This is a genomic window from Micromonospora sp. SCSIO 07396, from assembly GCF_053667945.1.
In genome coordinates, this window is sequence record NZ_CM132210.1 from 4,564,324 (window position 1) to 4,581,908 (window position 17,585).

Annotated in this window: 17 protein-coding genes; 7 read left to right on the forward strand and 10 right to left on the reverse strand. The window is 73.8% G+C overall.

Features of this window, described 5'->3' with window-relative positions; translation table 11 throughout:
- Nucleotides 1-260: 260 nt before the first annotated feature.
- From ACWCHM_RS19485 to ACWCHM_RS19495, 3 genes are all read right to left on the reverse strand, one after another.
- Entirely contained in the window at nt 261-1,994 is a 1,734-nt protein-coding gene (locus tag ACWCHM_RS19485; RefSeq protein WP_204957028.1) for a DEAD/DEAH box helicase, read from the reverse strand.
- 164 nt (nt 1,995-2,158) lie between these two features.
- A complete protein-coding gene (locus ACWCHM_RS19490; RefSeq protein WP_088646451.1) occupies nt 2,159-2,809 on the reverse strand; it encodes a trimeric intracellular cation channel family protein in 651 nt (216 codons plus the stop codon).
- Between the two features lie 41 nt (nt 2,810-2,850).
- Nucleotides 2,851-3,075 (reverse strand): DUF3039 domain-containing protein, encoded by a 225-nt coding sequence (locus ACWCHM_RS19495; RefSeq protein ID WP_176739083.1) that lies wholly within the window; start codon nt 3,073-3,075, stop codon nt 2,851-2,853.
- 84 nt (nt 3,076-3,159) lie between these two features.
- Between ACWCHM_RS19495 and ACWCHM_RS19500 the strand changes: the two genes are divergently transcribed.
- A complete protein-coding gene (locus ACWCHM_RS19500; RefSeq protein ID WP_454219284.1) occupies nt 3,160-4,086 on the forward strand; it encodes a pseudouridine-5'-phosphate glycosidase in 927 nt (308 codons plus the stop codon).
- Nucleotides 4,083-4,991, forward strand: a complete 909-nt coding sequence (locus ACWCHM_RS19505; RefSeq protein ID WP_454219285.1) for a carbohydrate kinase family protein — start codon at nt 4,083-4,085, stop codon at nt 4,989-4,991. Before ACWCHM_RS19500 ends, ACWCHM_RS19505 begins: the two co-directional genes overlap by 4 nt.
- A 33-nt stretch (nt 4,992-5,024) precedes the next feature.
- On the opposite strand, the gene ACWCHM_RS19510 is transcribed toward ACWCHM_RS19505, so the two are convergent.
- Entirely contained in the window at nt 5,025-5,384 is a 360-nt protein-coding gene (locus ACWCHM_RS19510; protein WP_204957025.1) for a DUF3099 domain-containing protein, read from the reverse strand.
- 103 nt (nt 5,385-5,487) lie between these two features.
- Between ACWCHM_RS19510 and ACWCHM_RS19515 the strand changes: the two genes are divergently transcribed.
- Together ACWCHM_RS19515 and ACWCHM_RS19520 are read left to right on the forward strand one after the other, a co-directional pair.
- Nucleotides 5,488-5,775: a hypothetical protein gene (locus ACWCHM_RS19515; RefSeq protein WP_281899565.1), complete on the forward strand. Its 288-nt coding sequence runs from the start codon at nt 5,488-5,490 to the stop codon at nt 5,773-5,775.
- A 14-nt stretch (nt 5,776-5,789) separates the two neighbouring features.
- Nucleotides 5,790-6,101 carry a hypothetical protein gene (locus ACWCHM_RS19520; RefSeq protein ID WP_454219287.1) on the forward strand — a complete coding sequence of 104 codons (312 nt, stop codon included), beginning with the start codon at nt 5,790-5,792 and terminating at the stop codon, nt 6,099-6,101.
- A 10-nt stretch (nt 6,102-6,111) separates the two neighbouring features.
- On the opposite strand, the gene ACWCHM_RS19525 is transcribed toward ACWCHM_RS19520, so the two are convergent.
- The 3 genes from ACWCHM_RS19525 to ACWCHM_RS19535 form a co-directional block, all read right to left on the reverse strand.
- A complete protein-coding gene (locus ACWCHM_RS19525) occupies nt 6,112-7,311 on the reverse strand; it encodes a low temperature requirement protein A (protein WP_454219289.1) in 1,200 nt (399 codons plus the stop codon).
- A 56-nt stretch (nt 7,312-7,367) separates the two neighbouring features.
- Nucleotides 7,368-7,943, reverse strand: coding sequence for an HhH-GPD-type base excision DNA repair protein (locus ACWCHM_RS19530; protein WP_454219291.1), 576 nt, complete (start codon nt 7,941-7,943; stop codon nt 7,368-7,370).
- Between the two features lie 147 nt (nt 7,944-8,090).
- A complete protein-coding gene (locus ACWCHM_RS19535) occupies nt 8,091-9,314 on the reverse strand; it encodes a S8 family peptidase (RefSeq protein WP_454219293.1) in 1,224 nt (407 codons plus the stop codon).
- Nucleotides 9,315-9,504: 190 nt separating this feature from the next.
- Here ACWCHM_RS19535 and ACWCHM_RS19540 point away from each other — a divergent pair, with 190 nt between their 5' ends.
- Both ACWCHM_RS19540 and dtd read left to right on the forward strand, forming a co-directional pair.
- Nucleotides 9,505-10,989 carry a DUF7782 domain-containing protein gene (locus ACWCHM_RS19540; RefSeq protein WP_454219294.1) on the forward strand — a complete coding sequence of 495 codons (1,485 nt, stop codon included), beginning with the start codon at nt 9,505-9,507 and terminating at the stop codon, nt 10,987-10,989.
- Complete coding sequence (gene dtd, locus ACWCHM_RS19545) at nt 10,989-11,411, forward strand: D-aminoacyl-tRNA deacylase (RefSeq protein ID WP_281899575.1); 423 nt, start codon at nt 10,989-10,991, stop codon at nt 11,409-11,411. Before ACWCHM_RS19540 ends, dtd begins: the two co-directional genes overlap by 1 nt.
- Nucleotides 11,412-11,679: 268 nt before the next feature.
- Here the strand turns inward: dtd and ACWCHM_RS19550 are convergent, their stop codons facing one another.
- The gene (locus ACWCHM_RS19550; protein ID WP_204957330.1) at nt 11,680-12,468 is read right to left on the reverse strand and encodes a sporulation protein; all 789 of its coding nucleotides are present in this window, start codon (nt 12,466-12,468) and stop codon (nt 11,680-11,682) included.
- Nucleotides 12,469-12,689: 221 nt separating this feature from the next.
- Between ACWCHM_RS19550 and sigB the strand changes: the two genes are divergently transcribed.
- A complete protein-coding gene (gene sigB, locus ACWCHM_RS19555; RefSeq protein WP_454219295.1) occupies nt 12,690-13,706 on the forward strand; it encodes an RNA polymerase sigma factor SigB in 1,017 nt (338 codons plus the stop codon).
- Nucleotides 13,707-13,802: 96 nt separating this feature from the next.
- Here the strand turns inward: sigB and ACWCHM_RS19560 are convergent, their stop codons facing one another.
- The gene (locus ACWCHM_RS19560; RefSeq protein WP_454219296.1) at nt 13,803-16,346 is read right to left on the reverse strand and encodes a bifunctional acetate--CoA ligase family protein/GNAT family N-acetyltransferase; all 2,544 of its coding nucleotides are present in this window, start codon (nt 16,344-16,346) and stop codon (nt 13,803-13,805) included.
- A gap of 23 nt (nt 16,347-16,369) precedes the next feature.
- A complete protein-coding gene (locus ACWCHM_RS19565) occupies nt 16,370-17,551 on the reverse strand; it encodes an acetoin utilization protein AcuC (RefSeq protein ID WP_204957016.1) in 1,182 nt (393 codons plus the stop codon).
- Nucleotides 17,552-17,585: the final 34 nt, after the last annotated feature.

Here is a 17,585-nt window from a genome sequence, read left to right on the forward strand (position 1 = left end):
ATTTGGCGCGCCCCGCCTCACCCACGCCCCGCCTCGTCCGGTGATCAAGAGGTTTGGGCGGTGATCAAGAGGTTCAGGTCACCGACACGCCGATTCCTGACCCAAATCTCTTGATCACCGAAGAGGGGCAGAGACCGAAGAGGGGCGCGAGGGCCAGAGACCGAAGAGGGGCAGAGACCGAAGAGGGGCGGGAGGGGCGGAGAGCGGGGAGAGGGCGGGAAGGGGTGGAGCGGGCCCGGGGAGGCCGGCAGTGGGTCCGATCAGAGGGTCTGGACGGTGGCTATGCGTTCTTCGAGTTGTTCGATGGTGGCCTGGGCGCTGGGCGGGCCGCCGCAGAGCCGGCGCAGCTCGGCGTGGATCTTGCCGTGGGGCAGTCCGGTGCGGTGGTGCCGGGCGGCCACCAGAGCGTTCAGTTGACGCCGGAGCGCCACCCGACGCTGGGCGGCACTCAGAGGTACGGCGGGTGCCGCCGGGGCCGCAGCGGCCGGCTCAACGGCCTGGACGGCCGTCCGACGCCGCTGCGCGGCGAGCTGGTCGGCCTGCCGCTTGGTCAACAGCAGCGACACCTGGTCGGCGGTGAGCAGACCGGGCAGCCCGAGGTACTCCTCCTCCTCCGGCGTGCCGGCCTGGGCGGCGGTGCCGAAGGAGGCCCCGTCGAAGATCACCTGGTCCAGTTCGGCGGTCGCGGACAGCGCGGTGAACCGCTTCTCCAGCTCGCCGCTGGCCTGCTCGTCGCGTTGGGCGCGCTCCAACAGGTCGTCGTCGAAACCCTCACGGTCCTTGGGCTTGCCGAGCACGTGGTCCCGCTCGGCCTCCATCTCGCTGGCCAGCCCGAGCAGGTGCGGCACGCTCGGCACGAACACCGAGGCCGTCTCGCCGGGGCGGCGGGCCCGGACGAAACGGCCGATGGCCTGGGCGAAGTACAGCGGGGTGCTGGCGCTGGTGGCGTACACCCCGACCGCCAGCCGGGGGATGTCGACGCCCTCGGAGACCATCCGGACCGCCACCAGCCACCGCTGCTCGGACGCCGCGAACGTCGCGATCCGCGCGGACGCGCCCTGGTCGTCGGAGAGGACCACGGTGGCCTTCTCCCCGGTCACCTGCTCGATCAGCCTGGCGTACGAGCGGGCGTTCTGCTGGTCGCTGGCGATGATCAGCCCACCTGCGTCGGCCATCCCGGCGTTGCGCAGCACGGTCAGCCGGGCGTCGGCGGCCCGCAGCACCTGCGGCATCCAGTCCCCGGCCGGGTCCAGCGCGGTCCGCCAGGCCTGGGCGATCAGGTCCTGGGTCATCGGCTCGCCGAGCCGCGCCGCCAGTTCGTCCCCGGCGTTGGTGCGCCAGCGGGTCTCCCCCGAGTACGCCAGGAACAGCACCGGGCGTACGACGCCGTCGCGCAACGCGTCGGAGTAGCCGTAGACCGAGTCGGCGCGGGAGCGCAGCAGCCCGTCGCCGCCACGCTCGTAGGTGACGAACGGGATCGGGTTGTCGTCGGAGCGGAACGGCGTACCGGTGAGCATCAGCCGGCGTACCGCGGGTTCGAAGGCGTTCTTGACCCCGTCGCCCCAGGAACGGGAGTCCCCGGCGTGGTGGATCTCGTCGAGGATGACCAGGGTGCGGCGGGTCATGGTGCGCCGCCGGTGCACCTGCGGGGCCATCCCGACCTGGGCGTAGGTGACGACCGCGCCGTGGAAGTCGGCGGCGGAGTGCAGGTCGGCGTTGCGGAACGCGGAATCGAGCTGGATGCCGACCCGGGCGGCGGCCTGCGCCCACTGGGTCTTCAGGTGTTCGGTCGGGGCGACCACGGTGACCGCCTCGACGGTGCCGTCGACCAGCAGTTCGGCGGCGATCCGCAGGGCGAAGGTGGTCTTACCGGCGCCGGGGGTGGCGACCGCGGTGAAGTCGTCGGTACGACGGCGCAGGTACTCCACCATCGCCTTGCGCTGCCAGGCGCGCAGGGGCGGGAACGTCTCCAACGCCGGCAACCGGGGTGCCACCCGAGGCTCCTCTCCGACCGCACGAGGCGGATCCGGGCCGAGGGCCACGGTACCGCCGCCCATGAAAACGCCTCCGCGCAGAGCATGCCGCGAAGGCCGGCCCAGCATAACCAGCCGGGCCCGGCAACCCCAGCCGACACCACGCCGACCGGTTCCGCCGCCGGTCAGCCGGGTGGACGGCCGAGGCCGGTCTCCGGCGGACGCATCGTCGCCACGGGTGCCGACCAGCGTCGCCGCAGCGCCACCAGGCGCAGCACGAAGACCAGCAGCGCCGCCGCGGTCAGCCCGCCCGCCCCGGCGTACCCGAGTGCCGACAGCAGCACCACCATGATCGAGCCGGCGAGCGCGGCGACGGCGTAGATCTCGCGGCGCAGCACCACCGGGATCTCGGCGGTGAGCAGGTCCCGGCCCAGCCCGCCGCCGATCGCGGTGAGCATGCCGATCACCACCGCGCCGACCGCCGGCACCCGCGCGTCGAGCGCCTTGAGCGTGCCGGTGACGGTGAACAGGCCGAGGCCGGCGGCGTCGAGCACCAGCACGGTGGTACGCAGCCGGGCGAGCTGCGGGTGCAGCCAGAACACGGCGGTGGCGGTGACCGCGGCGGTGGCGGCGTAGCGCCAGTCGGCGAAGGCGAGCGGCGGGACCTCGTCGATGACCAGGTCCCGGAAGATCCCCCCGCCCAGCGCGGCGACGAACCCGACGAAGACGACGCCGAACAGGTCGAGCCGCTTCGCCACCGCCGCCGAGGCGCCGGAGGCGGCGAAGACGGCCACCCCGGTCAGGTCGGCCAGGAGCAGGGCGGTGGAGGTGGTCACACCGCCGAAGGTTACGGGGGCGGTCCGGTGGACCGCCCGGATCACTCGCGGTACGAGTCGTAGATCTCCTTGCACTTCGGGCAGACCGGCGAGCCGGGCTTGGCGGCCTTGGTCACCGGGAACGTCTCGCCGCAGAGCGCCACCACGTAGGTGCCCATCACGGCACTCTCGGCGATCTTCTCTTTGCGTACGTAGTGGAACATCTCGGGACCCGTGTCGGCGTCCTTCAACTCCGGACGCTCAAGAACCTCGGTACTCACAGTCACACCTCCAACTGCACAAGTTTGGCAGGTCGGCCGGGTCCGGTCCACCGCAGCCCACCCCGACGGCGGCCAGTTACGGTAGCTGACGTGACCACCTTTCACATCCGGCCCGGTACCGAGGTCGCCGAAGCCCTGCGTGACGGCCGTCCCGTCGTCGCCCTGGAGAGCACGATCGTCTCGCACGGTCTGCCCCGACCGGACAACCTGCGGGTCGCCCGGCAGATCGAGCAGACCGTACGCGACGCCGGAGCCGTCCCCGCCACCATCGGCATGGTCGGCGGCGAACTCGTCGTCGGCCTCGAGGACGCCCAGCTGACCCGGCTCGCCACCGTCGACGGTGTGGCCAAGCTCTCCGTCCGCGACCTCGCCGTCGCGGCGGCCACCGGGGCGGACGGGGCCACCACCGTGGCCGCCACCAGCGCGGTGGCCGCCGCCGTGGGGATCGGCGTCTTCGCCACCGGCGGCCTGGGCGGGGTGCACCGGGAGGCGGCGCAGACCTTCGACGAGTCGGCCGACCTGGTCACCCTGGCCCGCACCCCGATCACGGTGGTCTGCGCCGGGGTCAAGTCGATCCTCGACGTCGGGGCGACCCTGGAGCGGCTGGAGACCCTCGGCGTCGGGGTGGTCGGCTACCGCACCCGGCGGTTCCCCGGCTTCTACCTGACCGACTCCGGGTTTGACCTGGACTGGTCGGTGGACTCCCCGGAGCAGGTCGCCGCAGTGCTCGCCGCCCGGGAGCAGCACGGGGTGCACGGCGGCGGCCTGATCGTGGCCAACCCGCTGCCGGTCGACGAGCAACTCGACCCGGCGCTGCACGACCGCACCCTCACCGAGGGGCTGGCCCGGCTGGGCCGCGACGGCGTCACCGGCAAGGCGGTCACCCCGTTCCTGCTGGCCCACTTCCACTCGGCCACCGAGGGCGCCAGTCTGGCGGTCAACGTCCGGATCATCCTGCGCAACGCCGACCTGGCCGCCCGGATCGCGGTCGCGGCGGCCGGACGCACCGCCGCATGACCGCTCCCGGTCGGATCGTGGTGGTCGGCGACCTGATCACCGACGTGGTCGCCGTGCTGGCCGGAGCGCTGGCCACCGGCTCGGACACCCCGGCGACCATCAAGGTCACCGGCGGCGGGCAGGCGGCCAACACCGCCGCCTGGATCGCCGCCCAGCGCGCGCCGGTGACGCTGGTCGGGGCGGTCGGCGACGACAGCGCCGGCCGGGACCGGGTGGCCGAGCTGGAACGGGCGGGGGTCGACTGCGCGGTCGAGGTGCACCCGCAGGCCACCACGGGAACGGTGATCGTGCTGGCCACCGCCGACGAACGGACCATGGTCACCGAACGCGGGGCGAACCTGCGGCTGACCGCCGAGCACGTGGACCGGGCCGTGGCGGCGGTGCCCGACGCCACCCACCTGCACCTGTCTGCGTACTGCCTGTTGGACGCCGGGTCGCGACCGGCCGGGCTGCGCGCGTTGGCCGCCGCCCGCGAGCGTGGGCTGACCACCAGCGTCGACGCCGCCTCCGCCGCCCCGTTGCGGCGCATCGGCGCGGCGGCCTTCCTGTCCTGGGTACGCGACGTCGACCTGCTGCTGGTCAACGCGGACGAGGCGGGGGTGCTGGCCGGCGGGCTGGACCCGGCGGCCCAGGCGCGGGCGTTGTCGGCGGCGGCCCGACGGGTGGTGGTCAAGCGCGGCGGGGCGGGCGCGATCTGGGTGGACCGGCGGGCCACCGTCGGGGTGACACCGTCGTTGCGGGTCGCCGTGGTGGACGTCACCGGGGCCGGGGACGCCTTCGCGGCCGGCCTGCTCACGGCGTGGACCACCGGCGCGACCCCGAAGGCCGCGCTGACCCGGGCCGCCGACCTGGGCGCCCTGGCGGTCTCGATGGTGGGTGCCCGGCCGGAGGCGACAGGCGGGTAGCGGTGCCGGCTACGTCCGCACCGGTCGGCCCGGTCAGGGTTCGGCGTCGATGATCCGGTGCGGGCGTTCCTCGGCGGTGAGGCTCATCGGCGGGGTCTCGTCGCGGTGCCGGGGTTGGAACCTGGCGGCGAGACGGTGTTCCTCCTTGGGCGGGCGGTCGTTGGCGAGCAGCACCGCCAGCCAGGGGATGAGGATCATGCCCAGCGCCACCAGGGGCAGCCAGAGCCAGAGCAGCGGGGCCTTCGTGCCGACCAGGACCGCTCCGGCGATCACGCAGGCCACCCGGATGCCCATCATCAGCACGTACCGCTTCTGTCGGCTGGTGAGCTGGTCGTCCTGGCTGCGCGAGGCGTCGGTGATCAGAATCGGCTGGTACGCCTGACGCTTCACCATGGACCTCCTGAGGGGATTGCCACCCATCCTCCCACCGCACCACCTTGATCAGCGAAAATCGACGCATACCGGATGCGTGTTACGTACGTGGTACGCTGCCGCGGTGGGCAGCCGGTTCAGCTTCACCGAGGAGGCGTTGGCCAACCTGCGGGTCTACGACGTCACCCCCGGGGAAGTCTGGGAGGCGCTGCACAGCACCCGCCGGGTGATCCGGCACCTCGGCGAGGACCTGACCGTCGTCTACGCGGCGAGCGGTCGCGGCCGGCGGCTGGCCGTCCTGCTCGCCGAGGCCGACGGCACCGACCACGACTGGGACGTCCTCTCCGCCCGCGACCTGAGCGACGTCGAGGCCAAGCGCTACGACGAGACCGTACGGAGAACGCGCCGATAGAGGAGGCGACGGCGATGAACCGTGACGAGGCCATGAAGCGATTCCACGGCGGCGACGACACGTTCGCCGAGCTGATCGACGACAGTCAGCCGGTGGAGTTGCCCACCCCCGACACCGACGTGCCGATGGTCAGCCGTTCGGTACGCCTGCCGATGGACACCTACGAACGGGTCCGGGCCGCGGCCGAGGCACGGGGCATCGGCGTCACCACCCTGATGCGGCAGTGGATCGAGGCCGGCCTGGCCGACCTGGACGACTCGGCCACCGTCTCGCTGGCCGACGTACGCCGGGCGCTCGCCTCGCTGTCCCGCCCCACCGCCGCCTGACCGGTCCGGCTCACAGGGCCGGGTGGGGCCGCTCCGGTGGTTGCCCGTACGCCCGGCGGTAGTCCGCGACCGTGATCGCCGCCAGCACGGCGGCGGCTGCGGCGAGCGCCACCACGCTGACCGTCAGGGTCGCCAGCGGCGTCAGTACGGCCAGGGCGAGCATCCCGACGATCCGGGCCCGGGACACCCGCCCGAAGACCTCGTGCTCGAACCGGGCGCGGGCGAGCAGGAAGACCGCCGGACCACCCATCAGGAAGACCGCCCAGGACAGCTTGGTCCGCTCGTACGGGTGCACGATCGCCAGTTCGTAGCCGACCGCCGTGGTCAGCACCCCGGCGACGATCACCAGGTGGGTCCAGCTCATCGACTCCCCCAGCCGGCCGGGGGCACGGGCCACCCGGATCGCCTCGGTGAGCAGGTGACCCGCCCGGTGGAAGTAGATCCGCCAGAGCAGCACGGTGGTCACGAAGGAGAGCAGGAACGCCCCGGAGCTGGCGCCCGAGAAGCTGTGCCCGCTGAACGTCAACCCGATGACGAGGATGTTCTCACCGAGGGCGATCAGGAAGAACTGCTGGTGCCGCTCGGCCAGGTGCTCCCCCAGCACCGCCCAGGTGGACGTGCGGGTCGCCCCGAGGCGGGGCACCGGCCAGCCGAACATCAGCCCGCCGTAGTCGATGACGACGGCCGCCGACCAGCAGGCCAGCCGCCACGCCCCGGGCAGCACCGCCCCGAGCACCCAGGGCACGGCGCTGACCACCGCCCAGGACGCGACCCGCACCGTGACCAGCCGGCGGGGGTGGCCGTGCAGCGCCAGGGTGAGGAAGAGCGGCCGGCCCACCTGCACCGCGACGAACGCGAGGGCGAAGGCCACCGCGCGGGTGTCGAAGGCACGTGGCGTGGCCACCGCCATCACCATGCAGCCCAGCATCGCGTAGACCACCACGAGCTGGATCTCCGGCCGTTCCGGCTCGTACCGGCTGGTGACCCAGGCGGTGAAGGTCCAGACCGCCCAGAAGGCCAGGAAGATCACCAGGGTCTGGGTGATCTCGACGGGCAGGTCCCGCTGGGGGGTGTTCAGATCGTCGATCACCCGCTGGGAGACCCGGGTCAGGGCGAAGACGAAGACCAGGTCGAAGAAGAGTTCCAGGAAGGTGGCCCGGGGCGAGCTGACCCCGCCGCGCAGCAGCGCCGCCCCCCGTTCGTCCGCCATCGTCCACCCGTCGCCGCTGTCGCGGATCTCAACGAGCCGACCCGGCTCCGGTTGCGTCAGCCCCGCTCGGCCCTGGCTGCCGCCTTGGCCTGCTGCTTGTACTCGCGTACCCGGCGCAGTGAGTCCGCGTCGGTGACGTCGGCGACCGAGCGGTAGGTGTCCGGGTCGCCGTACCCGCCGGCGGCCTCCCGCCAGCCCTCGGGACGCACGTCGTACCGCTTGCCGAGCAGGGCGACGAAGATCTGCGCCTTCTGGGTGCCGAAGCCGGGCAGGTCGGCGATCCGGCGCAGCAGTTCCGGCCCGTCGGCGACGTCCGCCCAGAGCCGGCCGGCGTCGCCGTCGTAGCGGTCGACCAGCACCCGGCACAGCTCCTGCACCCGGCCGGCCATCGCCTTCGGAAACCGGTGCAGCGCGGGTGGCCGGGCGAAGACCTCGACCAGCTCCGCCGGGTCGTGGTCGGCCAACTCCCGGGCCTCCGGGTCGTGCCCCAGCCGCTGGGCGAGCACGTACGGTGACGAGAACGCCTTCTCCATCGGCACCTGTTGGTCGAGCAGCATCCCGGTCAGCAGGGCCAGTGGGCTGCGCTCCAGCAGCCGGTTGGCCTCGCTGTCGATGGGCAACGAGAGCGTCATGCCCCCATCCTGCCCGTCCCGGCCGCCCGCCCGGCCGACAACCGGTCCGGTCCGTCGCGCCGGTACCGCCAGGACGCGGCGCGCCTAGGTGGACACGGCGCGGCCCGGTGGACACGGGGTCCACCGGGCCGTCGGTGCCGTGGGGCGTCAGTTCACGACGTAGAGCAGCCGGTTCGGCGAGCCCGAGCCGGGGCTGGTCACCACGTTCGGGGTGGCGTTGCTGGTCAGGTAGCTGGCGACCTGCGCCGGGGTGTACGACGGGTTGGCCGACAGGACCAGGGCGGCGGCACCGGCGACGTGCGGGGACGCCATCGAGGTGCCGCTGATCGAGTTGGTGGCGCTGTCGTTGGTGTTCCAGGACGAGGTGATGCTCGACCCGGGGGCGAACAGGTCGACGCAGGTGCCGTAGTTGGAGTAGGAGGCCCGCGCGTCGGTGCTGGTGGTGGCACCGACGGTGATCGCCGAGGCGACCCGCGACGGCGACGAGTTGCAGGCGTTGGCGCTGGAGTTGCCGGCCGCCAGGGCGTACGTGACACCCGAGCTGATCGAGCTGGCGACCGCGTTGTCGAGGGTGGTGCTGACCCCGCCGCCGAGGCTCATGTTGGCCACCGCCGGCTTGACCGCGTTGGCGGTCACCCAGTTGACGCCGCTGATCACGCCGGTGGTGCTGCCGCTGCCCCGGCAGTTGAGCACCTTCACCGCGATCAGCCGGACGCCCTTGGCGACGCCGTACTTGGTGCCGCCGACGGTGCCCGCGACGTGCGTGCCGTGGCCGTTGCAGTCGGTGTTGTTGGAGTCGACCGTGTTGGTGCCCCAGGTGGCCCGGCCGCCGAAGTCGGTGTGGGTGATCCGGATGCCGGTGTCGATGATGTACGCCCGCACGTTGGTGGCCGTGTTCGGGTAGGTGTAGCTGGAGTTCAGCGGCAGGTTGCGCTGGTCGATGCGGTCCAGGCCCCAGGACGGCGGGTTGGCCTGGGTCGCCTGGGCGGTCATCACCCGGTCCTGCTCGACGTAGGCCACCGACGGGTCGGCGGCGAGCCGGCGGGCCTGGCCGGCGCTCATCTTCGCGCTGAACCCGGTGAGCGCGGCGCTGTAGACGTCGGCGACGTTGCCGCCGTACCGCTTGGTGAGGCTGGCGGCCCGGTCCGGCACGGCGGTGCGGGCGGCCCGGCTGTTGGCGGCACCGACGGCTTCGCCCTTCAGCACGACCAGGTAGCTGCCGCTGATCGCGTCCGGGGCGGAGGCGTAGCGGATCTGACCGGTGGGGGCGGCGAGGGCGGGGGCGCCCGCGGCGACGGAGAGCGCGGCGGCGGCGGCCGCGACGGCGACCGCGCGGATCGCGCGACGCCGGGGGACGGACACGTCGGACATCGTCTGAACTCCCTACCGGGTACCTCCGGACAGGCGGGGGCCGTCCGAACGTCCCATCGACGGATGTTGGAGGGAATGTTAACGAGACATCGACGTACGTAACAGAGATAACGGCTGGGGGATTGAGCTGGTGTTATGGAAGTCAACGGGTGCCCGCCGCCGCCGGCCCCCGGCCAGGCAGGATGACGAGGTGGACCGTTACGACATGCTGCTCTCCCCCGCCGGCGTCGACGCGCTGCGCACCGCGCTCACCGACGCCGACTTCACCGCCAACGGCATCGCCGGCCGGCTCGGGCCACAGGCCACCGGCGCGGTGGCCCGCAACGACTTCCGGGCCGCGCTGCGCGCCACCGAGGAGCGCGACCCGCTGGCCACCCTGATCCGGGTGTTCGTCTGCGACCAGACCGAGCCCGAATCGGCGGTCGCCGCCGCGCTCGCCCCCCTCGACCTCGCCGAGGCCGTCGCCGCCGGCCTCGTCGAGCCCTCCGGTGACGGCCTGCGCGCCGGGATCGACCTGGAGCCGTACGGCGACGCCTGGTGGGTGCTCGCCGACGTGCCGGCCGGCGCCCGCCCGGGTCGACCGTTGCCCGCCGAACACGTGCTCGGCATCGGCGGGGCCACCCAGACCCTGATCGGGGCGACCGTCCGCCGCCCGGTGGACACCGCGCTGGACCTCGGCACCGGCTCCGGTGTGCAGGCCCTGCACCTGGCCACCCGGGCCCGGCAGGTCACCGCCACCGACGTGTCCGAGCGGGCGCTGCGCTTCGCCGCCACCACCGCCGCCCTCAACGGGCAGGACTGGGAACTGCTGCGCGGCGACCTGGTCGCCCCGGTGGCCGGACGCCGGTTCGACCTGGTGGTCAGCAACCCGCCGTTCGTGGTCGGGCCGGGCACCACCACCCACGTCTACCGGGACTCCGGCCGGGTCGGCGACGCGATCGGCGCGGAACTGGCCGCCGCCGCCCCGGGCCTGCTCACCGAGGGCGGCACCATGCAGTACCTGGCCAACTGGGTGCACGTCGCCGGGGAGGACTGGGCCGAGCGGGTGACCGGCTGGTTCGCCGGCACCGGCCTGGACGCCTGGGTGATCCAACGCGAGGTCGCCGACCCGATGGCGTACGTCAACCTGTGGCTGGCCGACGTCGGCGAGGCGGCCGACCCGCACCGGGCGGCGGCCTGGCTGGACTGGTTCGACGCGCACAAGATCGAGGCGGTCGGGTTCGGCATCGTCTCGCTGCGCCGGGGCGGGCACACCGACCCCGTCGTCCGGGTGGAGGATCTGCGGCAGCGGGTCGAGGCCCCGCTGGGCGACCAGGTCGCCGCCTGGTTCGACAGGCAGGACTTCCTGCGCGCCCGGGGCGGCGACGGCGTGCTCGACGCCCGCTACCGGGCCGCCCCGGGGCTGCAACTGCGGCAGGAGGCGACCATCGGCGACGAGGGCTGGGCGGTGGACCGGCAGGTCCTGACGATGCCGCACGGGCTGCGCTGGAGCGAGGAGATCGACCCGCTGGTGCTGGCCCTGGTCGGCGGCTGCGACGGGCGGCTGCCACTGCGCGACCAGCTCGCCCTGCTCGCCGCCGCGCACGACGTGACCACCGACGAGTTGGCCGAGGCGGCCGGACCGATCGTGGCGCACCTGGTCGAGCGGGGCATCGTCGAGCCGGTGACCGACTGATGCGGGCGGTGGTGCAGACCGTCGGCCGGGCCAGCGTCACCGTCGACGGCGAGGTGGTCGGCGCGATCACCGACGGCCTGCTGGTGCTGCTCGGGATCACCCACACCGACACCCCCGAGCTGGCCGCGACGATGGCCCGCAAGGTGCACGAGCTGCGCATCCTCGACGACGAGCGCAGCGCCGCCGACACCGACGCCCCGATCCTGCTGGTCAGCCAGTTCACCCTCTACGGCGACACCCGCCGGGGCCGCCGGCCGAGCTGGACCGCCGCCGCCCCCGCCGAGGTGGCCGAACCCCTGGTCACCGCCGTGGTGGAGGCGCTGCGCGCCCGGGGCGCGACGGTCGAGACCGGCCGCTTCCGCGCCCACATGCTCGTCGAGAGCATCAACACCGGCCCCCGCACCCTCCTCCTGGACCTCTGACCCGGCCCTCCCACCCCCTCCCACTCCCCACCCCCGCCCCCCGCCCGCGCCCGCCCCGGTGATCAAGAGGTTTACGTCATTCTGAAGATCGAAGTTGACGCAAACCTCTTGATCAGTTGACGCAAACCTCTTGATCACCGGGGCGGGGTGGGCGGGGGCGGGGGCGGGGCGAGGTTGGGCGGGGGCGGGGCGAGGTTGGGCGGGGGCGGGGGCGGGGGCGGGGCGGGCGGAGCGGGGGTGGGGGCGGGGCGGGCGGAGCGGGGGTGGGTCAGGAGAAGAGGCCCCGGCGTTGGAGGGACTGGCGGAGCCAGCCGTCGAGCTGGGCGGCCCAGTCGGTGTGGTCGGCGTTGGCGTGGTCGACGGTGAACCGGCCGAAGGTGTCCCGGCCCTCGGTGAACAGGCCGCCGCGCTTGTCCAGCTCCAGCACCACCTGCATCTGGTGCGGGTCGGTGACGAAGGTGACCTCGAGCTGGTTGATCGCCCCGGCGTACTGCGGGGCGGGGTAGAACTCGATCTCCTGGTAGAACGGCAGGCTCTGCCGTACGCCGTAGATGTGGCCGCGCTCGACGTCGGCGCGGGCGAACCGGAAGCCCAGCCGCAGCAGCGCCTCCAGCAGCCGCTCCTGGGCCGGCAGCGGATGCACCGACACCGCGTCCAGGTCACCCTTGTCGACCGCGCGGGCCACCTCCAGCTCGGTACGCAGCCCCATCGTCATTCCGTGCAGCCGGTGGCCGTACAGGTCGGTCAGCGGGGTCTCCCACGGCACGGCGAACCGGAACGGGATGTCGTACCGCTGGCCCGCCTCCAGCCGGAACGGGCCGGTGACCTGCTGCCTGGCGAACTCCTGGGTGGTCTCGTACTCGGAGTCGGCGCCCTCCACCTCGACCCGGGTGACCAGCCCGAGCGCCACGTACTCGATGTCGGTGGCGTGGTCGCCGCCGGCCACGTGGACCCGCCCCTCCAGCACCCCGCCGGGACGGCAGTTCGGATTGGCGAGCACGGTTTCCACCGACGGACCGCCCACCCCCATCGACTGCATGAGCCGCTTGAAGACCACCACGTCCTCCATTGCCTGTTCAGGGCCGACCCGGATGGTCGACCGCTGGCACGGTAGCCGGACCCGGCAAGACCACCTGCGGCACACCCCGCATCCGACCGGATTGGTGTCGGTTCCCCGATCGCCTCACCCCCGTTTCACGTCCCGGTTGGAAAGCTGTTCGTCACCGGGGCCGATGGCACCGGTAGGCGACACGAAAGCGGACACGGGGAGACACAGAGATGGCCCTGCAGATGATCGATAACAAGACGCGCCCGGCCACCACCATCGACGCCGAGCACGGCACCGAAGCCCTCACCGACCTCGACGCCACCGACGAGCGCGGGGTCTCCACCGACCTGGTCCGGGCCTACCTCAACGGTATCGGCCGGACCAAGCTGCTCACCGCAGCCCAGGAGGTGGAGCTGGCCAAGCGGATCGAGGCCGGGCTGTTCGCCGAGGAGAAGCTGTCGACGTGCACCCCCGTCTCCGGCGACCTGCACGCCGACCTCGCGCTGATCGCCCGGGAGGGTCGCGCCGCCAAGGACCACCTGCTGGAGGCGAACCTGCGGCTGGTGGTCAGCATCGCCAAGCGCTACACCGGGCGGGGGATGGCCTTCCTCGACCTGATCCAGGAGGGCAACCTCGGCCTGATCCGCGCGGTCGAGAAGTTCGACTACGCGAAGGGTTACAAGTTCTCCACGTACGCCACCTGGTGGATCCGGCAGGCGATCACCCGGGCGATGGCCGACCAGGCCCGCACCATCCGCATCCCGGTGCACATGGTCGAGCAGGTCAACCGGATGGTCCGGGTCCGCCGGGAGCTGTCGGTCACGCTGGGCCGCGAGCCGATCGTCTCGGAGGTGGCGCGGGCCATGGAGATCCCCGAGTTCCAGGTCATCGAGCTGATCTCGTACGACCGGGAGCCGGTCAGCCTCGACCAGGCCGTCGGCGAGGACGGCGAGAGCGCCCTGGGTGACTTCGTCGCCTCGGTGGACCCGCGCACCGAGGCGGGTGACGCCGCCGCCAACGGCGAACTACGCAACGAGGTACGCATCGTGCTCGCCACCCTCTCCCAGCGGGAGCAGGCGGTGATCCGGCTCCGGTTCGGCCTCGACGACGGCCGGCAGCGCACCCTCGACGAGGTGGGCAAGGAGTTCGGCCTGTCCCGGGAGCGCATCCGGCAGATCGAGAAGGTCACCCTGCTCAAGCTGCGCGACCCGGAGCGGGCGCAGCGGCTGGAGGCGTACGCCTGCTGAGCGGGACGGTTCGCGGTCAGGCCCCCGGCGGTTCGCCGGGGGCCTGACCGTTCTCTGCGGTGACCACCCGCCGGGTGCCAGGCCGGCGGCACCCGGTCAGAGGCGGCGCGGGCCGGTGTCGGGGCGGGCCCCGGCGGTGCCGACCCCCACCGCCGCGTGCAGCACCGCGATGCCGTCCGGGCGGGCCAGCACCGGGTTGAGGGTGAGCGACCGCACCCGGGGCTGCTCGTCGGCGAGCCGTCCCACCCGCAGCAGCAGGTCGGCCAGGGCCGCCCGGTCCACCGGGACGGCACCCCGGTGCCCGCGCAGCAGCGGCGACGCCCGGGGCTCGTCGACCAGTTCGGCCGCGTCCCGGTCGGTCAACGGCACGGCCCGCCAGGCCCGGTCGCCGAGCAGTTCGGTGGCGACACCACCCAGCCCGAAGCCGACCACCGGCCCGAACGCCGGGTCCTCCCGCAGCTCCACCACGCAGGCCACCCCGGGCGGCACCATCGGCTGGACCAGCACCTGCGCGCCGAAACCCGCCGCCAGGTCCGCGTACGCCCGGCGCAGCGCGACCGGGTCGGCCAGGTCGAGGCGGACGGCGCCCAGGTCGAGGCGGTGCCGCAGGCCGGGCGCGGCGGCCTTCAACGCCACCGGCCACCCGCAGCGGTCGGCGGCGGCGAGCGCCTCGTCGACGCTGCCGGCGGGCACCGACCCGACCACCTCGACGCCGTACGCGGCGAGCAGCGCCACCGCGTCGGCGGCGTCACCGCGCAACGCGGCCCGCCCGGCGTCCCGGTCCACCCCGGTCAGCTCCGGCACCGTGCCCGGGTCCCGCCGCAGCCACCCGGCGTACCGGCCGACCCGGCCCAGCGCCCGCACCGCCTCCTCCACGCTCGGGTACGCGGGCAGACCCGCCGGCACCCGCCCGGCGAGGAACGTCACCACGGTCGGCTTGCCGGCGGCCAGCGTCGCCGGCAGGGCGGCGGTGACGTCCGCCTCCTCGACGGTGAGCTGCCCCGGCAGCGGCGGGGCGAAGACCGCCACCAGCGCGTCCACCCGGTCGTCCGCAGCGGCCCCGGCCAGCGCGGCGGTGAACTCGGCGACCCCGGCGTGCGGGCCGACGTCGAGCGGGTAGCCGTCGGCGACGGTGAGGCCCTGCCCGACACAGGCGGCGGCGGCCAGCCCGGTCAGCGCCGACGAGTTGCCCACCACCGCGACCCGGTCACCGGCGGGCAGCGGCTGGTGGGCCAGCAGCACCCCGACGTCGAGCAGTTCGGCGACGGTGTCCACCCGGATCACCCCGGATTGGGCGAACAGCGCGCTGACGGCCGCCTCGTCCAGCGCCGGGCCGGCCGGGCGGGCCAGCGACGCCAACGCCACCACCGGCTTGGCCCGGCCGATCCGGCGGGCCAGCCGGGCGAACTTGCGCGGATTACCGAAGGTCTCCAGGTAGAGCAGGATCACGTCGGTGCCCGGGTCGTCCTGCCAGTACTGGAGCAGGTCGTTGCCGGACACGTCGGCCCGGTTGCCGGCCGACACGAAACTCGACAGGCCCAGCCCGCGACGCTGCGCCTGCGCCAGCAGCGCCACCCCGAACGCGCCGGACTGGCTGAAGAACCCCACCCGGCCGGGGGCCGGCAGCACCGGGGCCAGGGTGGCGTTGAGGCGTACCCGCTCGTCGGTGTTCGCCACCCCCAGGCAGTTCGGGCCGACGACCCGCATGCCGGCGGCGTGCGCCGCCCGGACCAGGGCCCGCTGGGCCGCCGCGCCGGCCGGGCCGGCCTCGGCGAAGCCGGCGGAGATGACCACCAGGCCGTGCGCGCCGGCCGCGGCGGCGTCGGCCACCACCCCGGCCGCCACGTCGGGGGGCACCGCGACGACCGCGAGGTCGACCGCCACCCCCGCGTCGGCCGCCGACGGGTACGCGGGCAGCCCCGCCACCGTGCGCGCCCCCGGGTGCACCGGCACGACCGCCCCCGGGTAGCCGCCGTCGCGCAGGTGCCCGAGCAGCGCCGCGCCGACGCCCTGACCGGTGGCGCTGGCCCCGTAGACGGCCACCCCGCGTGGGGCGAGCAGCCGGGCGATGGACCGCGCCTCGGTGCGGTGTTCCCGGCCACGCTGCACCGCCAGGGTCGCCTCGGTCGGCGCGATCGGGAAGGTCAGGTGCACCACCCCGTCGGCGAACTGGCGCTGCACCTGGTAGCCGAAGTCGGCGAAGACCCGCAGCATCGCCCCGTTGGTGGGCAGCACCTCGGCGACGAAGTGCCCGATGCCGGCCCGGCGGGCGGCGTCGGCCAGGTGCTCCAGCAGCACCGAACCGATCCCCCGGCCCTGGTAGGCGTCCTCCACCACGAACGCCACCTCGGCCTCGGGGGCCGCCGGCCCGAGCCGCTCGTACCGGCCGACGGCGACGATCCGGTCACCGGCCAGCACCACGAGCGCCTCCCGGTCCCGGTGGTCGACGGTGACGAACCGGTGCAGGTCCCGTTCCGGGATGCGCGGGTACGGCGAGAAGTAGCGCAGGTAGCGGGTGCGTTCCGAGAACCGCCCGTGCATGGCGACGATCTCCGGGGCGTCCTGCGGCCGGATCGGTCGCAGTCCGACGGTGCTGCCGTCGCTGAGCAGCACGTCCACCGGTTGGTCGACAGTGGTCACCGGTCCCTCCCCAGGTCCCCGGCTCAGTCGCGCGGGTCGTACGGGTCCAGCCCGAGCAGCGGGAACACCGCCTTGCGGGTGGCCGCCACGGCCCGGTCCACCGAGTTCGGTTCCCCGGTCGGCTGCCACGGCCGGTGTTCCGGGTCGACGTCGTCGGTCATCCGCAGCGGCACGTCGTGGCCGGGTCGCCGGTGGGCGGCCAGCGTGCGCCAGCCGGGCGGGGTGAGGGTGGCCGGGTCGAGCGGGTCGCCGGTGGCCACCGCCAGCAGGTGCGTCCAGGCCCGGGGGACCACCTCCACCAGGGCGTACCCGCCGCCGCCGGTGGCCACCCAGCGGCCGTCGCACAACTCGTCGGCGAGCGCCCGCAACGCCAGGTAGGTGGCGCGCTGCCCGTCCACCGACAGGTGCAGGTCGGCCAGCGGGTCCATCCGGTGCCCGTCGGCACCGCACTGGGTGACCAGGATCTGCGGCCGGAACGCGCGCAGCACCGACGGCACGATCGCGTGGAAGGCCCGCTGCCACCCGGCGTCGTCGGTGCCCGGCGGCAGCGGCACGTTGACCGCGCTGCCCTGCGCCCCCGGCCCACCGGTCTCGTCGGGGAAGCCGGTGCCGGGGAAGAGCGCGAGCGGGGTCTCGTGCAGGCTCACCGTGAGCACCCGGGGGTCGTGGTAGAAGATCTCCTGCACGCCGTCGCCGTGGTGCACGTCCACGTCGACGTAGGCGACCCGCTCGGCACCGAGGTCGAGCAGGCGGGCGATGGCCACCGCCGGGTCGTTGTAGACGCAGAACCCGGCGGCCCGATCGGGCATGGCGTGGTGCAGGCCACCTGCCACGTTGACCGCACGCCGGGCCTCGCCCCGCCAGACCGCCTCGGCGGCGGCCACGCTCGCCCCCGCGATCAGCGCGCTGGACTCGTGCATCCCGTCGAAGACCGGATTGTCCGAGGTGCCCAGTCCGTACCCGGCGAAGAGCGGATCGCGCGGCGCGGCCCGGACCGCGTCCAGGTAGTCGGGCCGGTGCACCCGGGTCAGCGTCGCGTCGTCGGCCGGCTCGGGTTCGACCAGCCGCACCCCGGGCCGGTCCAGGACGCCCAACTCCCGGGCCAGCGCCACGGTCAGCTCGACCCGGACCGGGTCCAGCGGGTGCTCCCCCATGTCGTAGTCGAGCAGGGACTCGTCCCACACCACCAGCGTGTCGTCCGACATGGGGTCATCGTCGCACGACGGTCACCGCCCGCCC

Coding starts and splice junctions, on each gene's coding strand:
- ACWCHM_RS19520 (WP_454219287.1), top strand. CDS start 5,790: ATGAACCGTGACGAGGCCATGAAGCGATTCCACGGCGGCGACGACACG.
- ACWCHM_RS19525 (WP_454219289.1), bottom strand. CDS start 7,311: ATGGCGGACGAACGGGGGGCGGCGCTGCTGCGCGGCGGGGTCAGCTCG.
- ACWCHM_RS19505 (WP_454219285.1), top strand. CDS start 4,083: ATGACCGCTCCCGGTCGGATCGTGGTGGTCGGCGACCTGATCACCGAC.
- ACWCHM_RS19530 (WP_454219291.1), bottom strand. CDS start 7,943: ATGACGCTCTCGTTGCCCATCGACAGCGAGGCCAACCGGCTGCTGGAG.
- sigB (WP_454219295.1), top strand. CDS start 12,690: ATGGCCCTGCAGATGATCGATAACAAGACGCGCCCGGCCACCACCATC.
- ACWCHM_RS19510 (WP_204957025.1), bottom strand. CDS start 5,384: ATGGTGAAGCGTCAGGCGTACCAGCCGATTCTGATCACCGACGCCTCG.
- ACWCHM_RS19535 (WP_454219293.1), bottom strand. CDS start 9,314: ATGTCCGACGTGTCCGTCCCCCGGCGTCGCGCGATCCGCGCGGTCGCC.
- dtd (WP_281899575.1), top strand. CDS start 10,989: ATGCGGGCGGTGGTGCAGACCGTCGGCCGGGCCAGCGTCACCGTCGAC.
- ACWCHM_RS19565 (WP_204957016.1), bottom strand. CDS start 17,551: ATGTCGGACGACACGCTGGTGGTGTGGGACGAGTCCCTGCTCGACTAC.